General features: G+C 64.8%; 12 protein-coding genes. 10 read left to right on the top strand and 2 right to left on the bottom strand.

Going from position 1 to position 19,265, the window contains the following annotated elements; translation table 11 throughout:
- Position 1: 1 nt before the first annotated feature.
- The 5 genes from BJA_RS29620 (at position 2) to BJA_RS29600 (ending at position 7,123) form a co-directional block, all read left to right on the top strand.
- Positions 2-1,885 carry a flagellar protein gene (locus tag BJA_RS29620; protein WP_011088593.1) on the top strand — a complete coding sequence of 628 codons (1,884 nt, stop codon included), beginning with the start codon at positions 2-4 and terminating at the stop codon, positions 1,883-1,885.
- A gap of 71 nt (positions 1,886-1,956) precedes the next feature.
- Positions 1,957-2,739 (top strand): hypothetical protein, encoded by a 783-nt coding sequence (locus BJA_RS29615; protein WP_011088592.1) that lies wholly within the window; start codon positions 1,957-1,959, stop codon positions 2,737-2,739.
- Positions 2,729-4,372 carry a hypothetical protein gene (locus tag BJA_RS29610; protein WP_038967750.1) on the top strand — a complete coding sequence of 548 codons (1,644 nt, stop codon included), beginning with the start codon at positions 2,729-2,731 and terminating at the stop codon, positions 4,370-4,372. Before BJA_RS29615 ends, BJA_RS29610 begins: the two co-directional genes overlap by 11 nt.
- 1 nt (position 4,373) lies before the next feature.
- Complete coding sequence (locus tag BJA_RS29605) at positions 4,374-5,627, top strand: ATP-grasp domain-containing protein (protein WP_038967751.1); 1,254 nt, start codon at positions 4,374-4,376, stop codon at positions 5,625-5,627.
- A complete protein-coding gene (locus BJA_RS29600; protein WP_011088589.1) occupies positions 5,624-7,123 on the top strand; it encodes a pyridoxal phosphate-dependent decarboxylase family protein in 1,500 nt (499 codons plus the stop codon). Before BJA_RS29605 ends, BJA_RS29600 begins: the two co-directional genes overlap by 4 nt.
- 103 nt (positions 7,124-7,226) lie before the next feature.
- On the opposite strand, the gene flbT is transcribed toward BJA_RS29600, so the two are convergent.
- The gene (gene flbT, locus BJA_RS29595) at positions 7,227-7,667 is read right to left on the bottom strand and encodes a flagellar biosynthesis repressor FlbT (RefSeq protein ID WP_011088588.1); all 441 of its coding nucleotides are present in this window, start codon (positions 7,665-7,667) and stop codon (positions 7,227-7,229) included.
- A 320-nt stretch (positions 7,668-7,987) separates the two neighbouring features.
- Here flbT and BJA_RS29590 point away from each other — a divergent pair, with 320 nt between their 5' ends.
- From BJA_RS29590 to flaF, 5 genes are all read left to right on the top strand, one after another.
- Complete coding sequence (locus BJA_RS29590; RefSeq protein WP_011088587.1) at positions 7,988-10,261, top strand: DUF1522 domain-containing protein; 2,274 nt, start codon at positions 7,988-7,990, stop codon at positions 10,259-10,261.
- 357 nt (positions 10,262-10,618) lie between these two features.
- Entirely contained in the window at positions 10,619-12,892 is a 2,274-nt protein-coding gene (locus BJA_RS29585) for a DUF1522 domain-containing protein (RefSeq protein ID WP_011088586.1), read from the top strand.
- A gap of 324 nt (positions 12,893-13,216) precedes the next feature.
- Positions 13,217-15,490: a DUF1522 domain-containing protein gene (locus BJA_RS29580; RefSeq protein WP_011088585.1), complete on the top strand. Its 2,274-nt coding sequence runs from the start codon at positions 13,217-13,219 to the stop codon at positions 15,488-15,490.
- A gap of 217 nt (positions 15,491-15,707) precedes the next feature.
- A complete protein-coding gene (locus tag BJA_RS29575) occupies positions 15,708-17,999 on the top strand; it encodes a DUF1522 domain-containing protein (protein WP_011088584.1) in 2,292 nt (763 codons plus the stop codon).
- A 294-nt stretch (positions 18,000-18,293) separates the two neighbouring features.
- Entirely contained in the window at positions 18,294-18,662 is a 369-nt protein-coding gene (gene flaF, locus BJA_RS29570; RefSeq protein WP_008554779.1) for a flagellar biosynthesis regulator FlaF, read from the top strand.
- A gap of 205 nt (positions 18,663-18,867) precedes the next feature.
- On the opposite strand, the gene BJA_RS29565 is transcribed toward flaF, so the two are convergent.
- Entirely contained in the window at positions 18,868-19,227 is a 360-nt protein-coding gene (locus BJA_RS29565; protein WP_011088583.1) for a hypothetical protein, read from the bottom strand.
- Positions 19,228-19,265: the final 38 nt, after the last annotated feature.

Genomic DNA, 19,265 nt, shown 5'->3' with positions numbered 1-19,265 from the left:
CATGTCGATCAGCAGCATCAACTACTCCTCGTCGGTTCTCGGCTCGCAGATCCGCAACATCAATCAGCAGCTCACCGACCTGTCGACGCAGCTCTCGACCGGCAAGCTGTCGCAGAACTATTCCGGCATGGGCACCAACGAGGGCTTTGCGATCGCCGGGCGCGCGCAGCTCTCCAACATCGCCGCCTATACCGACACCATCACCAACGTCAACGTCAGCATCAACCTAGCCAATACCGCGCTGCAGTCGCTGACCAAGATCCGCAACACGGTGCAGACGGGCTCCGCCAACACCGCGCAGGATCTCAACGTCAACGGCCAGACGGTCGCGCAGAACACCGCTGCCGCCCAGTTCGGCTCGATGGTCGGCGTGCTCAACACGCAGACGGGCAACCGCTATCTGTTCTCCGGAACCGCCGTCAACACGCAGTCGGTCGCGGATGCCGGCGACATCATCAACGGGACCACGACGCAGGCGGGTTTCAAGGCCGTCATGGCGGAGCGCCAGGCCGCCGATCTCGGCGCCACCGGCATGGGCCGGCTGGTGCAGACGCAGCCGACGCCAAGCTCGGTGCAGGTATCGGAGGACGTCGCGGGATCGCCGTTCGGGCTCAAGATCAAGGCGGTCTCCTCGACGTTGACGGGCGCGACCGTCACCGGCCCGAGCGGCTCGCCGGTGTCGTTCTCCGTCGATCTCAACGGAACCAATCCCAGCAACGGCGACAAGCTGAGCGTCCAGTTCACGCTGCCTGATGGTACGACCGAGCAGATCGACCTGACGGCGTCGACGGCGACGCCGACGCCGCTCGGCAGCTTTGCGATCGATGCAAGCGTCCCGGTTAACCCGAACAATACCGCGGCGAACCTCAACACCGCGCTGAACACCGCGATCAAGAAGCTTTCCAACACCTCGCTTGTGGCAGCGTCGGCCGTGACCGCCGGCGACAATTTCTTCAACACGGCCAGCTCTGCGATCGGTACTCCGAAGAGCAACCAGGCGGCTCCACCCGCACCGATCAGTGGGGCGACGGCGCTGTTCGGCACGAGCCCCTCGGATTCGATCTCGCCGGGCTTCGTCGCCGGCGACACCATCACCGTCAACGGGACCACGCTCACTTTCGTCAGCTCGGGTGCGACCGGCAACCAGCTCAATGTCGGCGACAGCATCCAGACCCTGATGAGCAAGATCGACCAGATCACGGGGACTTCGAAGCCCTCGACGATCCATGGCGGTTCGATCACGATCAACACGGACGATGCGGCGACCCTGAACATCACGAGCTCGAATACCGGGGCGCTGGGTTCGCTCGGTTTCAGCACGACGCCGGTCACCGCGACGCAGCCGCCGCTGCGCGTCGGCTCCTCGCCTGCGAGTTCCGCGACGACGCTGGTGAACGGCTCGGCCACGACGGTGAAATGGTATCTCGGCAATGACGGGCCGGGTTCGCCGCGCTCCACCGCGATGGCGCGGGTCGACGATTCCGTCACGGTGCAATATGGCGCGCAGGCCGACGAGGATGCGATCCGGCGGCAGTTGCAGGCGATCGCCGTGTTCGGGACGTTCTCGACCTCGCCGACCGGGCAGTATTCGGGCGGGCAGGTCTCGGCGCTGAGCCTGCGGGTGACGCAGGCGCTGACCCAGCAGCCGGGCCAGCAGCGTATCGAGGACATCCAGACCGACATCGCGATGGCCCAGAACACGATGAAGGACGCGAGCACGCGCCAGACCCAGGCCAAGGCGCAGCTCCAGACCATCATCGACCAGGCGGAATCGGCCCCGCCGGACCAGGTCGCGAGCGAGATTCTGGCGCTCCAGAACGCGCTCCAGGCCTCCTACCAGGTGACCTCGAAGCTGGCGCAGCTCTCGCTCGTCAAGTTCCTGTAAGGATGCGTTAAGGCGCCGTTAACCATGCCTGTTTACCTCTTGGTGAGGATTGGAGCGGGGCGGGGCTTTCGATGTCGGACAAGATGCAGCTGGTGGTGGCAACGCCTTGCTTCGGCGGGCAGGTGTCGAGCATCTATGCGAGCTCGATCTTCGCGCTCCAGCGCGCCGTGCACGGCATGTCCAATCTCGAGCTCAAGGTGCTGCTGCGCGACGGCGACGCCCTGATCACGCGCGCGCGGGCCAACCTGGCCGCGATGTTCCTGGACGATCCCAAGGCGACGCATTTCCTGTTCATCGATGCCGATATCGGCTTCAAGCCGGAGCAGGTGTTCCGGCTGATCGAATGCGGCGCCGACGTCGTCGCGGGCTGCTATCCGATCAAGCGGGTCAACTGGGACAAGGCGAAACGCGCGGTCGAGGCGGGCCGCGCCGACGTGCCGGCGGCTTCGCTCGACTACGTGCTCGAGATCGAGGACCCCGACCGCATCGTCGTGGTCAACGGCTTCACCCGCGTGCGCTACGCCGGCACCGGCTTCCTGATGATCCGGCGCCACGTGCTGGAGGCGATGTGCCGCCATCCGAATTACGCCGGCCTGCAATTCTTCCGCGAGCACTCGCACGATACGCTGGCGGCGAGCCAGAACCGGTTCGCGCTGTTCGAATGCATGATCGATCCGGCCACCGGCACCTATCTCTCCGAGGACTTCGCCTTCTGCAAGCGCTGGACCGATATCGGCGGCGAGATCTGGGCCGACATCCAGAGCTCGCTCGACCATGTTGGGCCGTCGGTGTTCCACGGCGACATTGGCTCGCAATTCGCGCCGGCGCCTGCGGCGGCGGCCGATGCGGCGTGAGCCTTTCGGGATGAGCGTCGGTGCATCCCGTCTGGCAGACCTGGAGCGAGCGTCCGACGGCGGCTCGCGCTACCGCTTGCGCGATCTGTTCACGCCGCTCGACACGCTGCTGGTCTGCGGCGGAGATCCGCGCCTGACGCTCGATCCGAAGGACCGCGTCAACGCCTATGGCTGCGCGGCCTCTCCGGAGCCGGAGATCTGGAATTTCGCCTCCTCGACCGCGTCGGTGATCTCGCAATCGGCCTACGACCGCGCTGCGCTGGCGCGCGAAGAGCTGATGCACAAGTGCCTGTTCGACGAGGTCGAGGTTGCCTTCGATGCGCGCTGCGAGGACATGCGCGAAGAGCTGCGCGGACACCTCCAGGTCTCGCCGCGCATCGACGTCGTGTTCTCGCCGTCCGGCACCGACTCCCAGCTCCACGCCCTGTTTCTGGCACGCGCGGTGCTCGGCGCCTCGCCGGTGACGATCGTGGTTGGCACTGATCAGACCGGAAGCGGGACGCCCCATACCGCACGCGGGCACCATTTCAGCACGATGACGGCGAGCGGCTTTTCGGTCCGCAAGGACGGTGCGGTGGCGGGGCTCGCCGGCGACAGCGTCGCGGTTCCGCTGCTCGACACGGCGCCCGGCATTGCGATGCGCCCGGATGCGGATGAAGCGGTGCTGCGCGCGGTCGAGACCAGCCTCGCGCAAGGTCGGCGCGTTCTGTTGCAGATCATGGATTCTTCAAAACTCGGCTGGCGCGCGCCGAGCGTGGCCTGCCTCGACGAGATTGCGCGACGCTGGCCCGGCAAGGTCCAAATCGTCGTCGATGCCTGTCAGGCGCGGCTCGGCCGTCGCCGGCTGCGCGCCTATCTCGACCGCGGCTATATGGTGCTGATGACAGGCTCGAAATTTTTCGGCGGCCCCGCCTTCAGCGGTGCGCTGCTGGTGCCGAAAGGCCTGTCGCGCTCGCTCGGCCGGATCGGCGAGATCGCGCCGGGCTTCTTCGATTATGCCGGCCGCAGCGACTGGCCGAAGGCCTGGACGGGGCTGCGCTCGCGCTTCGAGCGCCGGCCGAATTTCGGTCAATGGCTGCGCTGGGAGGCGGCGCTCAGCGAGGTCGGCAGCTACTATGCCGTGCCCGGCGCATTCCGCGCCAAGGCGCTGGCCGAGCTCGCGGCCGGCATCGACAGCATGATCGCGCTGTCCCCGTCGCTTCGGGCCGTTCCGGCCGCGATCGGGATGTCCGGGACGGACGACGAGGAATTCGCGCAAGCCACGATCTTTCCGTTCACGCTGCTGCGCGACGGCAAGCCGGTCTCCATCGCCGAGACCGGCGCCGTGCATCGCGCCCTGGCGCGTGACATGAACGGCGACATCGACTGCAGTGCGGCGGATCGGCAGGTTGCCGCGCAACGCTGCCTCGTCGGCCAGCCAGTACGGTTTGACCAGCCGGACGGCAAGCCGCAGGCCGCGCTGCGGCTGTGCGTCGGCGCGCGGCTCGTCACCGAAGCCTGGTCCGCGGACGCCGCGCAAGCGCAACGCAATTTGCAGCATATCCTCGATCGCATCGCCCACGTTGTGGTGAAGATCGAGCTGCTGCTTGACAGTGCCGCGGCTGCGCCGGGAAAGCCTGTGTTCGAGGTCTAAGATGTTGCATCCTGTTTCAGCGCCGAACGGCGCGACGGCGCCGGACTATTCCGACCGCATCGGCTTTGCGCAGTTGACGCGCCGGGCCTTCGAGGGCGGCGATCTGCATCCGTTGCGCGAGCGGCTTCTGGCGCGGATCGCGGAAGGGACGGCGGAGGCGGGCGAAGGCCTGGATCTGTCGTTGATCGCCCAGCTCCTCGGCGAGAAGGAAGCCGGGCTCGTGATCCAGACCGAGGTGCTCGCCTTCCACCAATTGTTTCGTACGCCTTGCGCGGTTGCGAAGCCCCGCCTGCGCGTGCTCGCGCTGGCGGCCGATATCGACATGGGTGGCAACACGCCGATCGAGTTTCTGCTCGAAGGCTCCGATATCGAGTTGTTGACGCTCTACGTGGTCAAAGGCGTCGGCCTGCCGGAGACATTGCCTGATCACGACGTCGCCATCGTGGTCGCATCCGATTCCGAGGAATGCCGGGAGGCGCTCGCCGTCATCGAACGGGCCGCGCCGCACTGGCCGCGGCCGTTGCTCAATCGCCCCGAGCTCATCGGCAATCTCGATCGCGACAAGCTGTACCGGCTGTTGGCGGGCATCCCCCGTCTCGACATTCCCGCGACCGTCCATGTGACGCGCGCGCAATTGTCGGATATTTCGGAAGGGAAGATCGCCTGCAAGGACATCGTGAGCGAACTGCACTTTCCGATGATCGTGCGGCCGCGCGGCACGCATGCCGGTGTCGGGCTCGCGAAGATCGACGATGCTGCGGCGCTCGCGGCCTATCTCTCTGATCGGCAGGAGCAGGACTTCTTCGTCGCGCGCTTCGTCAACTACGCGAGCCCCGACGGGCTTTACCGCAAATACCGTCTTACCATGGTCGACGGCAAACCCTACGCCTGCCACATGGCGATCGCCGACCGCTGGGACATCTGGTATCTCAACGCCTACATGGCGTTCAGTGAAGAGAAGCGAGCTGAAGAAGCCGCCTTCATGCTCGAGTTTGATCATGCATTTGCCGCGCGTCATCGCAACGCGCTCGACGAGATGAGCCGGCGCGTCGGCCTCGACTATTTCATCGTCGATTGCGCCGAGAATCAGGACGGCGAGCTGCTGGTGTTCGAGGCCGACAACACCGCCGTCGTGCACAACATGGATCCGCCGGCCGTGTTTCCATACAAGCCGCCGCAGATGCGCAAGATCTTTGCCGCGTTCACGGCAATGCTGTCGCGGCACGCAAGGGCCGGCGAGGAGAGTGCAGCATGAACGAGATCGTCCGCAAGACGCAAGCCGCCGCCACTGACACCTCGCTCGATCCGCAGGACTGGAGCGCGTTTCGTGCGCTCGCCCATCGCATGCTGGACGAGACGATCGACGGCATCGCCAACATTCGTGCGCGTCCGGTGTGGCAGCCGATCCCCGATGACGCCCGCGCGGCATTCAAGGCCGACGTGCCACGCGAGGCAAGCGATCTCGCCGATGTCTATCGCGAATTCGTCGAGCATGTCGCGCCCTATGCGACCGGCAACGTCCACCCCGGCTTCATGGGCTGGGTGCATGGCGGCGGCACTGCGGTCGGCATGCTCGCGGAAATGCTCGCCGCTGGCCTCAACGCCAATCTCGGCGGCCGCGACCACATGCCCATCGAGGTCGAGCGCCAGATCGTCGACTGGATGCGCCGCCTGTTCGCCTTCCCGGAGAGTGCGAGCGGCATCTTCGTCACGGGCACGTCGATGGCCAATCTGATGGCGGTGCTGGTGGCGCGTACCAGCGCACTCGGTACGCTGGCGCGGCAGTACGGCATCGGCAATGACGGCGCGCTGCTCACCGCCTACACGTCGCGTGCCGCGCATGGCTGTATTTCGCGAGCGATGGACATTGCCGGTCTCGGCACCGATGCGCTGCGCAAGATCGACGTCGATGCCGATCATCGCATCGATGTCGCCGCGCTGCGTGCGCAGATCGCCGTCGATCGCGAGGTTGGCTTCAAGCCGTTCCTCGTCGTCGCCTCCGCAGGCACGGTCGATATCGGCGCGATCGACGACCTCAAGGCCGTCGCGGAGCTGTGCCGCGAGGAAGGAATCTGGTTTCACGTCGACGGCGCGTTCGGTGCGCTCGCGATCCTGGCGCCCGAGCTCGCGCCGCTGCTCGGCGGCATCGAGCTTGCGGATTCCATTGCGCTCGATTTCCACAAATGGGGACAGGTGCCCTACGACGCCGGCTTCCTGCTGGTGCGCGACGGCGAGCAGCACTGGCAGGCCTTTGCGCAGCCGGCGGCCTATCTGAGCCGCGAGGCGAGGGGGCTTGCGGCGGGCACGGTCTGGCCCTGCGATCTCGGCCCCGATCTGTCGCGCGGCTTCCGCGCGCTGAAGACCTGGTTCACGCTGAAGACGTTCGGCACCGACCGGCTGGGCACGGTGATCGCGCGAAGCTGCGCACTGGCAAAATATCTGGAAGCGCGCGTGCTGGCCGAGCCGCGGCTGGAGTTGCTGGCGCCGGTGAACCTCAACATCGTCTGCTTCCGTTACCGCGCCAATGATACGGTCAATCGCGAGATCGTCGCTGATGTCCAGGAATCCGGCATCGCTGCGCCATCGAGCACCACGCTGGACGGCAAGTTCGCGATCCGCGCCGCGATCGTCAATCACCGCACCGACGAGACGGACATCGATGCGCTGATTGCGGCCGTGCTGGATTTTGGCGCACGGCGGGTTGGCGAGGGAGTGATCGAGGTCGAGGCGCCGCCGCTCGCGGCGCAGTAGCATCGATGCATGGCCGAAACGACAACGGCCCCGGAGGCGATCCGGGGCCGTTGTCGTTGGGCAGCGTTGTCGTTCGCGCGGCTCGGCCGCGTGAACGCCGTGATCAGGCGGCGGTGCTGACGTCGTCCTTGTCCGCTTCCGCCTTGGGATGCGTGGCCTCGTACTGGCCTCGCAGCTTCTCCTCATAGGCGATCAGCTTGCGGGCATCCTTCAGCGCCCGGTAGAGGTCGCCGTTCAGGATGTTGTTGTTGATGGCTTCGATGATCGGCCAGGAGCTCGGCACCGCTGTGACGATGTCCCGCACGAGGTTGAAATAGGTGCCGTGCTGGGTCTGCGGATCCGGCGAGATATACATGAGCTGGACGGCCAGATAGACGAGCTTGGCGGGCGTGTTTGCGGTCTCCGGCGTGAGGATGTCGCGCTCGCGCAGGATCGGCACGTTCTCGCCGTCGATCAGGAGGCGGGCGCGCTGGTCCGTATTAGTGATCACCGAGTTGCCGACGATGATGCGTTCGTGCGGTTTGAGCTCGACCTTGAGAGCCATGCCTGTTCTCCATCAACGCTTTCGTAACCGAGCGCTCGTTGCGGCTTATCAGGGCGTGATTCTCGCTCGGAATTAGTTAACGAGCTGTAAATCTCCCGCATTTGCGCGAAAAAACTCAATCTTCCCAACGCCATGTCCGTGCGGCGGCGCGGCGACGTGCGGGGCTTGCCCGGCCGAATCACGCGGCGTTCGGCAAAAGCGCGGATTTCATTTCATGTTTCGTTAGAGGTCTCGGCACCAGGGTCCGCCGGTCGCTGGGTCAATCTCGATCCAAGCAGACGCGTAACAGTAGCGTCGTTTACCAGAAGGGTAACAGAGTCATGTCAGGCATCGTCCTCTCCGCGTCGGTTCGTCAGAACCTCCTCTCCCTCCAGTCCACCGCCGACCTCCTCGCCACCACGCAGAACCGTCTGTCGACCGGCAAGAGCGTCAACTCGGCCCTGGACAATCCCACCAACTTCTTCACGGCACAGTCGCTCGACAACCGCGCCAGCGACATCAACAATTTGCTCGACGGCATCGCCAACGGCGTGCAGGTGCTGCAGGCTGCCAACACCGGCATCACCTCGCTGCAGAAGCTGATCGACAGCGCCAAGTCGATTGCCAACCAGGCACTGCAGACCACGGTCGGCTACTCCACCAAGTCCAACGTCTCCGCCACCATCTCGGGTGCGACCGCCGCTGATCTGCGCGGCACGACGAGCTTCGCCAGCGCGACCGCGAGCAGCAACGTGGTGTTCAGCGGCGCGGCCGGCGGCACCACGGCGGCGAGCGGCACCACGACGCTCGGCGCCACCATCGGCTCCTTTGCAAGCACCGGCGCAACGGCCGGTGACGGCACCACGGCGCTGACCGGCGCCATCACCCTGATCGCCACCAACGGCACGACCGCAACCGGCCTGGCCGGCAACGCCCAGCCTGCCGACGGCGACACGCTGACCGTGAACGGCAAGACCATCACGTTCCGCAGCGGCGCGGCTCCGGCGTCGACCGCCGTTCCGTCCGGTTCGGGCGTCAGCGGCAACCTCGTCACCGACGGCAACGGCAACACGACCGTCTATCTCGCCTCCGCGACGGTCAACGATCTCTTGTCCGCGATCGATCTGGCCAGCGGCGTGAAGACGGTATCCATCAGCTCCGGCGCTGCGACGATCGCCGTGAGCGCCAGCCAGCCAGGTGCTGCGGTCTCGACCGCCGCCGCCGGCGCCGTCACGCTGAAGAGCTCGACGGGTGCGGATCTGAGCGTCACCGGCAAGGCTGACCTGCTCAAGGCTCTCGGCCTGACCACGGCCGTGGGCGGCGGCAACGCCACCGTGAACGTCAACCGGACCACGAGCGCGGCCTCGCTGGGCGCGACCATCGCGGACGGCTCGACGCTGAACGTCGACGGTCACGTCATCACCTTCAAGAACGCGCCGATCCCGGGCTCGACCGGTGCGCCGAGCGTTCCGACCGGTTATGGTGCGAGCGGCAACGTCCTCACCGACGGCAACGGCAACTCGACGGTCTATCTGCAGGCCGGCACGGTCAACGACGTGCTGAAGGCGATCGACCTTGCCACCGGCGTGCAGACCGCGACGATCAACGCCAACGGCACCGCGACGCTTGCGACCGCCACCGGCCAGACCAACTCGTCGATCAACGCCTCGGGCCAGCTCAAGCTTTCGACCGGCGTCAATGCCGACCTGTCGGTCACCGGCACCGGCAACGCGCTGAACGTGCTTGGTCTCGCCGGCAACACCGGCACCTCGACCGCCTTCACCGCGGCGCGCACCTCCGGCGTCGGCGGCATCACCGGCAAGACCTTGACCTTCGCCTCCTTCAACGGCGGCACGGCGGTCAACGTCACCTTCGGCGACGGCACCAACGGCACGGTCAAGACGCTCGATCAGCTCAACACCAAGCTTCAGGCCAACAACCTGACGGCGACGATCGACGCCAACGGCCTGCTGACGGTCTCGACCACCAACGACTACGCGTCCTCGACCATCGGATCGAGCGCCGCGGGTGGTGCGATCGGCGGCACGCTGACCACGTCGCTGACGTTCTCGACGGCTTCCAGCCCCGTCCAGGACACGGTTGCCCAGACCTCGCGTGCCAACCTGGTGTCTCAGTACAACAACATCCTGAACCAGATCGACACCACCTCGCAGGACTCCTCGTTCAACGGCGTCAACCTGTTGAACGGCGACCAGCTCAAGCTGGTGTTCGACGAGACCGGCAAGTCGAACCTGAGCATCACCGGCGTGACCTACAACTCCAAGGGTCTGGGTCTCGCCGCGCTGACCAGCGGTGTCGACTTCATCGACAACGCCGCGACCAACAAGGTGCTGTCGAATCTGAACGCCGCGTCGAGCACGCTGCGCTCGGAAGCCTCGAGCCTTGGTTCGAACCTCTCGGTGGTGCAGGTTCGTCAGGACTTCAACAAGAGCCTGATCAACGTGCTGCAGACCGGTTCGTCCAACCTGACGCTGGCCGACACCAACACGGAAGCGGCCAACAGCCAGGCGCTGTCGACTCGCCAGTCGATCGCGGTCTCCGCGCTGTCGCTGGCCAACCAGTCGCAGCAGAGCGTGCTGCAGCTGCTCCGCTAACAGGCGGCAGACATCGCAAGCAAGATCCGGCGGCGGGGCTTCGGCCCCGCCGCTTTCTTTTGTGCCGGCATCAGACTGCCGCTCGGCTGATGAAGGCGATGCATTCCGGTACAGCGAATTGCTCACTCTGAGTTATGGTTGACAAGTGGCAAACGCTTCATCGGTGTATCAAAAAGCATCATCCGATCATGACGATACGGCGAAGCCAGATGCTGCGTCGATCGCTCATATGGTGAATCCAGGGAAGGACTCCCGCGACACGCTTCATGCTTTGTTAGCCCTGGACGTTCACCTTCCCGGACATCGATTAATCCTAATCGAAGTTTGTTGCGTTGCGTACCAGAAGGGTAACACTCAATGTCCGGTATCGTTCTCTCTTCCTCGGTTCGTCAGAACCTTCTTTCTCTCCAGTCCACCGCTGACCTCCTCGCCACCACGCAGAGCCGTCTGTCGACCGGCAAGAGCGTCAACTCGGCCCTGGACAATCCCACCAACTTCTTCACCGCCCAGTCGCTCGACAACCGCGCCAGCGACATCAACAATTTGCTCGACGGCATCGCCAACGGCGTGCAGGTGCTGCAGGCCGCCAACACCGGCATCACCTCGCTGCAGAAGCTGATCGACAGCGCGAAGTCGATCGCCAACCAGGCGCTGCAGACCACGGTCGGCTACTCCACCAAGTCCAACGTCTCCACCACCATCTCGGGTGCGACCGCCGCTGATCTGCGCGGCACGACGAGCTTCGCCAGCGCGACCGCGAGCAGCAACGTGGTGTATAGCGGCGCGGCCGGCGGCACCACGGCGGCGAGCGGCACCACGACGCTCGGCGCGTCCATCGGCTCCTTTGCAAGCACTGGCGCAACGGCCGGTGACGGCACCACGGCGCTGACCGGCGCCATCACCCTGATCGCCACCAACGGCACGACCGCAACCGGCCTGGCCGGCAACGCCCAGCCTGCCGACGGCGACACGCTGACCGTGAACGGCAAGACCATCACGTTCCGCAGCGGCGCGGCTCCGGCGTCGACCGCCGTTCCGTCCGGTTCGGGCGTCAGCGGCAACCTCGTCACCGACGGCAACGGCAACACCACCGTCTATCTCGCCTCCGCGACGGTCAACGATCTCTTGTCCGCGATCGATCTGGCCAGCGGCGTGAAGACGGTATCCATCAGCTCCGGCGCTGCGACGATCGCCGTGAGCGCCAGCCAGCCAGGTGCTGCGGTCTCGACCGCCGCCGCCGGCGCCGTCACGCTGAAGAGCTCGACGGGTGCGGATCTGAGCGTCACCGGCAAGGCTGACCTGCTCAAGGCTCTCGGCCTGACCACGGCCGTGGGCGGCGGCAACGCCACCGTGAACGTCAACCGGACCACGAGCGCGGCCTCGCTGGGCGCGACCATCGCGGACGGTTCGACGCTGAACGTCGACGGTCACGTCATCACCTTCAAGAACGCGCCGATCCCGGGCTCGACCGGTGCGCCGAGCGTTCCGACCGGTTATGGTGCGAGCGGCAACGTCCTCACCGACGGCAACGGCAACTCGACGGTCTATCTGCAGGCCGGCACGGTCAACGATGTGCTGAAGGCGATCGACCTTGCCACCGGCGTGCAGACCGCGACGATCAACGCCAACGGCACCGCGACGCTTGCGACCGCCACCGGCCAGACCAACTCGTCGATCAACGCCTCGGGCCAGCTCAAGCTTTCGACCGGCGTCAATGCCGACCTGTCGGTCACCGGCACCGGCAACGCGCTGAACGTGCTTGGTCTCGCCGGCAACACCGGCACCTCGACCGCCTTCACCGCGGCGCGCACCTCCGGCGTCGGCGGCATCACCGGCAAGACCTTGACCTTCGCCTCCTTCAACGGCGGCACGGCGGTCAACGTCACCTTCGGCGACGGCACCAACGGCACGGTCAAGACGCTCGATCAGCTCAACACCAAGCTTCAGGCCAACAACCTGACGGCGACGATCGACGCCAACGGCCTACTGACGGTCTCGACCACCAACGACTACGCGTCCTCGACCATCGGATCGAGCGCCGCGGGTGGTGCGATCGGCGGCACGCTGACCACGGCTCTGACCTTCTCGACGGCTTCCAGCCCCGTTCAGGACTCGGTTGCGCAGACCTCGCGTGCGAGTCTCGTCAACCAGTACAACAACATCCTGAACCAGATCGACTCGACCTCGCAGGACTCCTCGTTCAACGGCGTCAACCTGTTGAACGGCGACCAGCTCAAGCTGGTGTTCGACGAGACCGGCAAGTCGAACCTGAGCATCACCGGCGTGACCTACAACTCCAAGGGTCTGGGCCTCGCCGCGCTGACCGGCGGTGTCGACTTCATCGACAACGCCGCCACCAACAAGGTGCTGACCAACCTGAACTCCGCATCGAGCACGCTGCGCTCGGAAGCCTCGAGCCTTGGTTCGAACCTGACGATTGTGCAGGTTCGTCAGGACTTCAACAAGAACCTGATCAACGTGCTGCAGACCGGCTCGTCCAACCTGACGCTGGCCGACACCAACGTCGAGGCGGCCAACAGCCAGGCGCTGTCGACCCGCCAGTCGATCGCGGTCTCCGCGCTGTCGCTGGCCAACCAGTCGCAGCAGAGCGTGCTCCAGCTGCTCCGCTAACAGGCGGCAGACATCGCAAGCAAGATCCGGCGGCGGGGCTTCGGCCCCGCCGTTTTTTCGTTTATCGCTCGAGGTTTTGAGAGGGCAGGCGACACTCTGAAAAGTAACCAGCGGTTATGGTTAATGGAGCGTAAGCGCAAAGAATTGCCAATGATTTCAGGCTGATTGCCATCTCACTCCGCGCTTCCCACCCGCTTATGGTGAACCGGCGCTTATGCAGGCGATGTTCGTTTCACCCTTTGTTAGCCATGTCGCGGCACGCTGGCCCCGTCACTCGATCCGAAGCGATCGAACGAAGACGCGTAAGCCAGAAGGGTAAGAGTCATGTCAGGTATTGTTCTCTCTGCGTCGGTTCGTCAGAACCTGCTCTCTCTCCAGTCCACCGCCGACCTCCTCGCCACCACACAGAACCGTCTGTCGACCGGCAAGAGCGTCAACTCGGCCCTGGACAATCCCACCAACTTCTTCACCGCCCAGTCGCTCGACAACCGCGCCAGCGACATCAACAACCTGCTCGATAGCATCGCCAACGGCGTGCAGGTGCTGCAGGCCGCCAACACCGGTCTGACTTCGCTGCAGAAGCTGATCGACTCCGCGAAGTCGATTGCCAACCAGGCGCTGCAGACCACGGTCGGCTACTCCACCAAGTCCAACGTCTCCACCACCATCTCGGGTGCGACCGCCGCTGATCTGCGCGGCACGACGAGCTTCGCCAGCGCAACGGCGAGCAGCAACGTGCTGTATAACGGCACGGCCGGCGGCACGACCGCGGCGAGCGGCACTACGACGCTCGGCGCGTCCATCGGCTCCTTTGCAAGCACTGGCGCAACGGCCGGTGACGGCACCACGGCACTGACCGGCGCCATCACCCTGATCGCCACCAACGGCACGACCGCAACCGGCCTGGCCGGCAACGCCCAGCCTGCCGACGGCGATACGCTGACCGTGAACGGCAAGACCATCACGTTCCGCAGCGGCGCGGCTCCGGCGTCGACCGCCGTTCCGTCCGGTTCGGGCGTCAGCGGCAACCTCGTCACCGATGGCAACGGCAACACCACCGTCTATCTCGCCTCCGCGACGGTCAACGATCTCTTGTCCGCGATCGATCTGGCCAGCGGCGTGAAGACGGTATCCATCAGCTCCGGCGCTGCGACGATCGCCGTGAGCGCCAGCCAGCCAGGTGCTGCGGTCTCGACCGCCGCCGCCGGCGCCGTCACGCTGAAGAGCTCGACGGGTGCGGATCTGAGCGTCACCGGCAAGGCTGACCTGCTCAAGGCTCTCGGCCTGACGACGTCCACAGGTGCTGGAAATGCCACCGTCAACGTCAACCGGACCACGAGTGCGGCCTCGCTGGGTGCGACCATCGCGGACGGTTCGACGCTGAACGTCGATGGTCACGTCATCACCTTCAAGAACGCGCCGATCCCGGGCTCGACCGGTGCGCCGAGCGTTCCGAGCGGTTACGGTGCGAGCGGTAACATCCTCACCGACGGCAACGGCAACTCGACGGTCTATCTGCAGGCCGGCACGGTCAACGACGTGCTGAAGGCGATCGACCTTGCCACCGGCGTGCAGACCGCGACGATCAACGCCAACGGCACCGCGACGCTTGCGACCGCCACCGGCCAGTCGAACTCGTCGATCAACACCTCCGGTCAGCTCAAGCTCTCGACCGGCGTCAATGCCGACCTGTCCATCACCGGCACCGGCAATGCGTTGAACGTGTTCGGCTTGGCCGGCAACACCGGCAGCGCAACCGCGTTCACCGCGGCACGCACCTCGGGCATCGGCGGCATTGCCGGCAAGACCTTGACCTTCACCTCCTTCAACGGCGGCACGGCGGTCAACGTCACTTTCGGCGACGGCACCAACGGCACGGTCAAGACGCTCGATCAGCTCAACACGAAGCTTCAGGCCAACAACCTGTCTGCAACGATCGACGCCAACGGTTTGCTGACGATCACCGCGTCCAACGACTATGCGTCATCGACGCTCGGTTCGACGTCGGCAGGCGGAGCGATCGGCGGCACGCTCACGTCGGCGCTCACGTTCTCGACGGCTTCCAATCCCGTCCAGGATGGCGTTGCGCAGACGGCCCGTGCGAACCTGGTGTCTCAGTACAACAACATCCTGAACCAGATCGACACGACCTCGCAGGACTCCTCGTTCAACGGCGTCAACCTGCTCAATGGTGATCAGCTCAAGCTGGTGTTCGACGAGACCGGCAAGTCGAGCCTGAACATCACCGGCGTGACCTATAACTCCAAGGGTCTGGGCCTTGCTGCGCTGACCGTCGGCGTCGACTTCATCGACAACGCCGCGGCCAACAGGGTGCTGACCAACCTCAACGCCGCGTCGAGCACGCTGCGCTCGGAAGCCTCGAGCCTCGGCTCGAACCTCTCGGTCGTGCAGATCCGTCAGGACTTCAACAAGAACCTGATCAACGTGCTGCAGACCGGCTCGTCCAACCTGACGCTGGCCGACACCAACGTCGAGGCGGCCAACAGCCAGGCGCTGTCGACCCGCCAGTCGATCGCGGTCTCCGCGCTGTCGCTGGCCAACCAGTCGCAGCAGAGCGTGCTCCAGCTGCTCCGCTAGTAAGTAACTGAAATAACTTGGTAAAATAGAGCGGCGGGGTTTTGTGCCCCGCCGCTTTTTTGCGTCCGGAGGCGGGCAGGGGCGTTCATTCGCCATTAACCCTATCGCTTAAACCGGCGTTAACCATACTTTAAAGGACACCTCCTAAAACTGGACCAAAGCCCGCTTTCGAGACCGCGCGGCCGATTCGTATCCGGTTCAAGAGGAAGACTCGCCAATGTCCAACATCGTTCTCTCGGCGTCAGTTCGCCAGAACCTGTTGTCGCTGCAGTCGACGGCCGACTTGCTGGCCACGACGCAGGAGCGGCTGTCAACCGGCAAGAAGGTCAACACGGCGCTCGACAATCCCACCAACTTCTTCACCGCGCAGGGGTTGGACAACCGGGCGAGCGACATCAGCAACCTGCTCGACGGCATCAACAACGGTGTGCAGGTGCTCCAGGCCGCCAACACCGGCATCACCTCGCTGCAAAAGTTGATCGACAGCGCGAAATCGATCGCCAACCAGGCGCTGCAGACCACGGTCGGTTACTCCACCAAGTCGAACGTCTCCACCACGATTCCCGGTGCGACACCCGCCGATCTGCGCGGAACGACCTCCTACGCGAGCGCAACCGCCAACAGCAACGTGCTCTATACCGGTGCAGCCGGTGGCGTGACCCCGGTGACGGGGACTGCCGCGCTCGGCGCCTCACTGGGTTCGAACGCGGGCTCGGCGGTCGGTTTTGCCGCGACCGCCGCCGATGGCACCACCGTACTGTCAGGTACCGCCACGCTGCTCGGCACCACGGCATCCACCACCTTCGGCGCGCCCCCCGCGGACGGTGACACCATCACGGTGAACGGCAAGACCATCACCTTCCGCACCGGTATCCCGCCGACGACGCAGCCGACCGGCTGGGGTCTCGACGCCAGTGGACACATCGCCACCGACGGCAATGGCAACTCGATCGTCTATGAGGGAACCGCGGTTGCGCCCAGGGCGACCGTCAACGACGTCCTCAGCGCGATTGACCTCGCCAGCGGCGTCAAGACCGCAACGATCAGCGCAGGCGCGGCGGCCATCGCTGTCAGCGGTTCGACCGGTCCCATCGGTACGCTTCAGGTGGCATCGTCCATCTCGGGCGGCGGCCAGGTCACGCTGAAGAGCTCGACCGGCGCCGATCTGAGCGTGACCGGCAAGGCTGATTTCCTCAATAAGCTCGGTCTGACCACGGCGACCGGCGCAGGCAATGCGAACGTGACCGCGAACCGGTCGACGACCGCGGGCTCGCTCGGCACCCTGGTCCAGGACGGCTCGACGCTGAACATCGATGGTCACACCATCACCTTCAAGAACGCCCAGACGCCACAGTCGGCGGCCAGCGTGACCTCGGGTGGCGTCAACGGCAACATCGTCACGGACGGCAACGGCAACTCGACCGTCTATATCCAGAGCGCGACGCTCACCGACCTGCTCAACTCGATCGACCTTGCCACCGGCGTCAAGACCGCCAGCATCTTCAACGGCGCGGCGTCGCTGACGACCACTGCGGGCCAGATCCCGTCGTCCGTCAACAGCAGCGGCCAACTTGCGCTCTCCACCGGCATCAACGCCGACTTGTCGATCACCGGCACCGGCAACGCGCTCCACGCGTTCGGCCTCAGCGGCAACACGGGAACGGCGACCGCCTTCACCGCGGCGCGCACCTCCGGTGTTGGCGGTGTCAGCGGCAAGACCCTGACCTTTACCTCCTTCAACGGCGGCACGCCGGTGAACGTCACCTTCGGCGACGGCACCAACGGCACCGTCAAGACGCTCGACCAGCTCAACGCGCAGCTTCAGGCGAACCATTTGACGGCGACGATCGACGCCAATGGCTTGCTGACGGTGACCACCGTCAATGAATATGCCTCCTCGACGCTCGGTTCGACAACTGCGGGCGGCACGGTCGGCGGCACGATCACCGGCATTCTGGCCTTCACCACCGCGCAGCCGCCGGTCCAGGATCCCGTCGCGCAGACGGCGCGCTCGAACCTGGTCAACCAGTTCAACAACATTCTGGCGCAGATCGACACGACGTCGCAGGACTCCTCGTTCAACGGCGTCAACCTGCTCAACGGCGACACGCTGAAGCTCGTCTTCAACGAAACCGGCAGCTCCACGCTCGGCATCAACGGCGTGGTGTTCAACGCGGCAGGTCTTGGCCTCAGCAACCTCGTCAACGGCGTCGACTTCATCGATAACGGCGCCACCAACAAGGTGCTGACCAGCCTGAACGCGGCCTCGAGCACGCTGCGCTCGGAAGGTTCGGCGCTCGGTTCGAACCTCTCGATCGTGCAGGTGCGTCAGGACTTCTCCAAGAACCTGATCAACGTGCTGCAGACCGGCTCATCGAACCTGACGCTCGCCGACACCAATGAGGAAGCGGCCAACAGCCAGGCGCTGTCGACCCGCCAGTCGATCGCGGTCTCCGCGCTGTCGCTCGCCAACCAGTCGCAGCAGAGCGTGCTGCAGCTGCTCCGCTAATTTCGCAGCGCAAGACCGCTACTCGAGATATCGCGGCGGGGCTAACGCTCCGCCGTTCTTTTTACGGAGATCGCTAAGGCAGGATTAGCTGAGATTGATGCCCATCACGCGAAGCAAGTTTACAGCGTGTGTGCGTGCATCTAGCTTTGCGCTGACGAAGAAACTCCGCGACCCGTAATTATCCGGAGTGCTTCCAAGCGCACACGTAAGCAAATCTTAAGCGGTGCTGCCTAGGGTTGGGAAAGAAATCCTTAAGCGCGTTCAACGGGCTAGGTAACCTCCAGGGTGTGATTGATGTCGAATTCCGCTGCCTCGGCTTACGCGCGTGTTGCAACGACCACCGCGTCTCCTCGCGACATCGAGGCGCAGACCCTGCTCAAGGCCGCCAACAAGCTCCAGGATGCGGTGAACAACGCTGATCCGCTCAGCGAGCAGACCATGCAGGCGCTGATGTTCAACCGCAAGCTCTGGACGATCTTCCTGAGCGAGGCGATGCGCGACAACAATCCGCAGCCGATCGATGTCCGCCAGAAGATCGCCAACATCAGCGTGTTCGTGCTGAGCCAGACCGCGGCGCTGCAGATGAGCCCGCAGTTCGATCACTTCCGCCCGCTGATCGAGATCAATCGCAATATCGCTGCCGGTCTGTCCGGACGGCCGTGATGGAGGCCCGTCGTGGCCGACATCATGAGCATTTTGTCGACCGCGTATAAGCCGAACGTTCTTTCCAGACGGCTCGTTCCGTTTCGGGAATAGCAAGTTCACGCTGACTGACGCGCGCAAGGCCCAGATCAAGAACGTCGTCACTGATCCTGCGACGGACTCGACTTATCTCGAGACCGCGGTTGCCACGCTCGATACCTGAGCGTCAGGCGCTGACATCCGTATTGAGCGGACGCGAGGGTTTGGACTTCAGATCCTCTGCATGGAAATAAGCTCGCCGGCGCAGCATCGCTTCGTCGGGGAACTGATTGACCACGGCGTCGGTCCTGTCGTTGACGACCTGGAAGACGAAGGATGCGGCGGCCTGGTCGAACACCACCTGCCGCGAGATGTTCTCGCTGTTCGGCAAATCATTGCGCACGGGCGCGCTCGTATCGCTCGCGGCGACCGTCTGGCTCACCGGCAAATCGGTTTGCACGGCCTCGTTCGCCGCCGCATTCGACGTCGTTATGATCTGCGCGGGGGCCGGTATCCCCACCGGCCTGATGCTGAAATCTGTACTCATGGCAGCCTCCTGGTTGCCTCGTCCGAGTCAAATCCCAA

It is taken from the genome of Bradyrhizobium diazoefficiens USDA 110 (genome assembly GCF_000011365.1).
GTDB classification, from domain to species: domain Bacteria; phylum Pseudomonadota; class Alphaproteobacteria; order Rhizobiales; family Xanthobacteraceae; genus Bradyrhizobium; species Bradyrhizobium diazoefficiens.
This window is presented reverse-complemented; position numbering and strand designations above follow the sequence as displayed.

Coding starts and splice junctions, on each gene's coding strand:
- BJA_RS29620 (WP_011088593.1), top strand. CDS start 2: ATGTCGATCAGCAGCATCAACTACTCCTCGTCGGTTCTCGGCTCGCAG.
- BJA_RS29615 (WP_011088592.1), top strand. CDS start 1,957: ATGTCGGACAAGATGCAGCTGGTGGTGGCAACGCCTTGCTTCGGCGGG.
- BJA_RS29610 (WP_038967750.1), top strand. CDS start 2,729: ATGCGGCGTGAGCCTTTCGGGATGAGCGTCGGTGCATCCCGTCTGGCA.
- BJA_RS29605 (WP_038967751.1), top strand. CDS start 4,374: ATGTTGCATCCTGTTTCAGCGCCGAACGGCGCGACGGCGCCGGACTAT.
- BJA_RS29600 (WP_011088589.1), top strand. CDS start 5,624: ATGAACGAGATCGTCCGCAAGACGCAAGCCGCCGCCACTGACACCTCG.
- flbT (WP_011088588.1), bottom strand. CDS start 7,667: ATGGCTCTCAAGGTCGAGCTCAAACCGCACGAACGCATCATCGTCGGC.
- BJA_RS29590 (WP_011088587.1), top strand. CDS start 7,988: ATGTCAGGCATCGTCCTCTCCGCGTCGGTTCGTCAGAACCTCCTCTCC.
- BJA_RS29585 (WP_011088586.1), top strand. CDS start 10,619: ATGTCCGGTATCGTTCTCTCTTCCTCGGTTCGTCAGAACCTTCTTTCT.
- BJA_RS29580 (WP_011088585.1), top strand. CDS start 13,217: ATGTCAGGTATTGTTCTCTCTGCGTCGGTTCGTCAGAACCTGCTCTCT.
- BJA_RS29575 (WP_011088584.1), top strand. CDS start 15,708: ATGTCCAACATCGTTCTCTCGGCGTCAGTTCGCCAGAACCTGTTGTCG.
- flaF (WP_008554779.1), top strand. CDS start 18,294: ATGTCGAATTCCGCTGCCTCGGCTTACGCGCGTGTTGCAACGACCACC.
- BJA_RS29565 (WP_011088583.1), bottom strand. CDS start 19,227: ATGAGTACAGATTTCAGCATCAGGCCGGTGGGGATACCGGCCCCCGCG.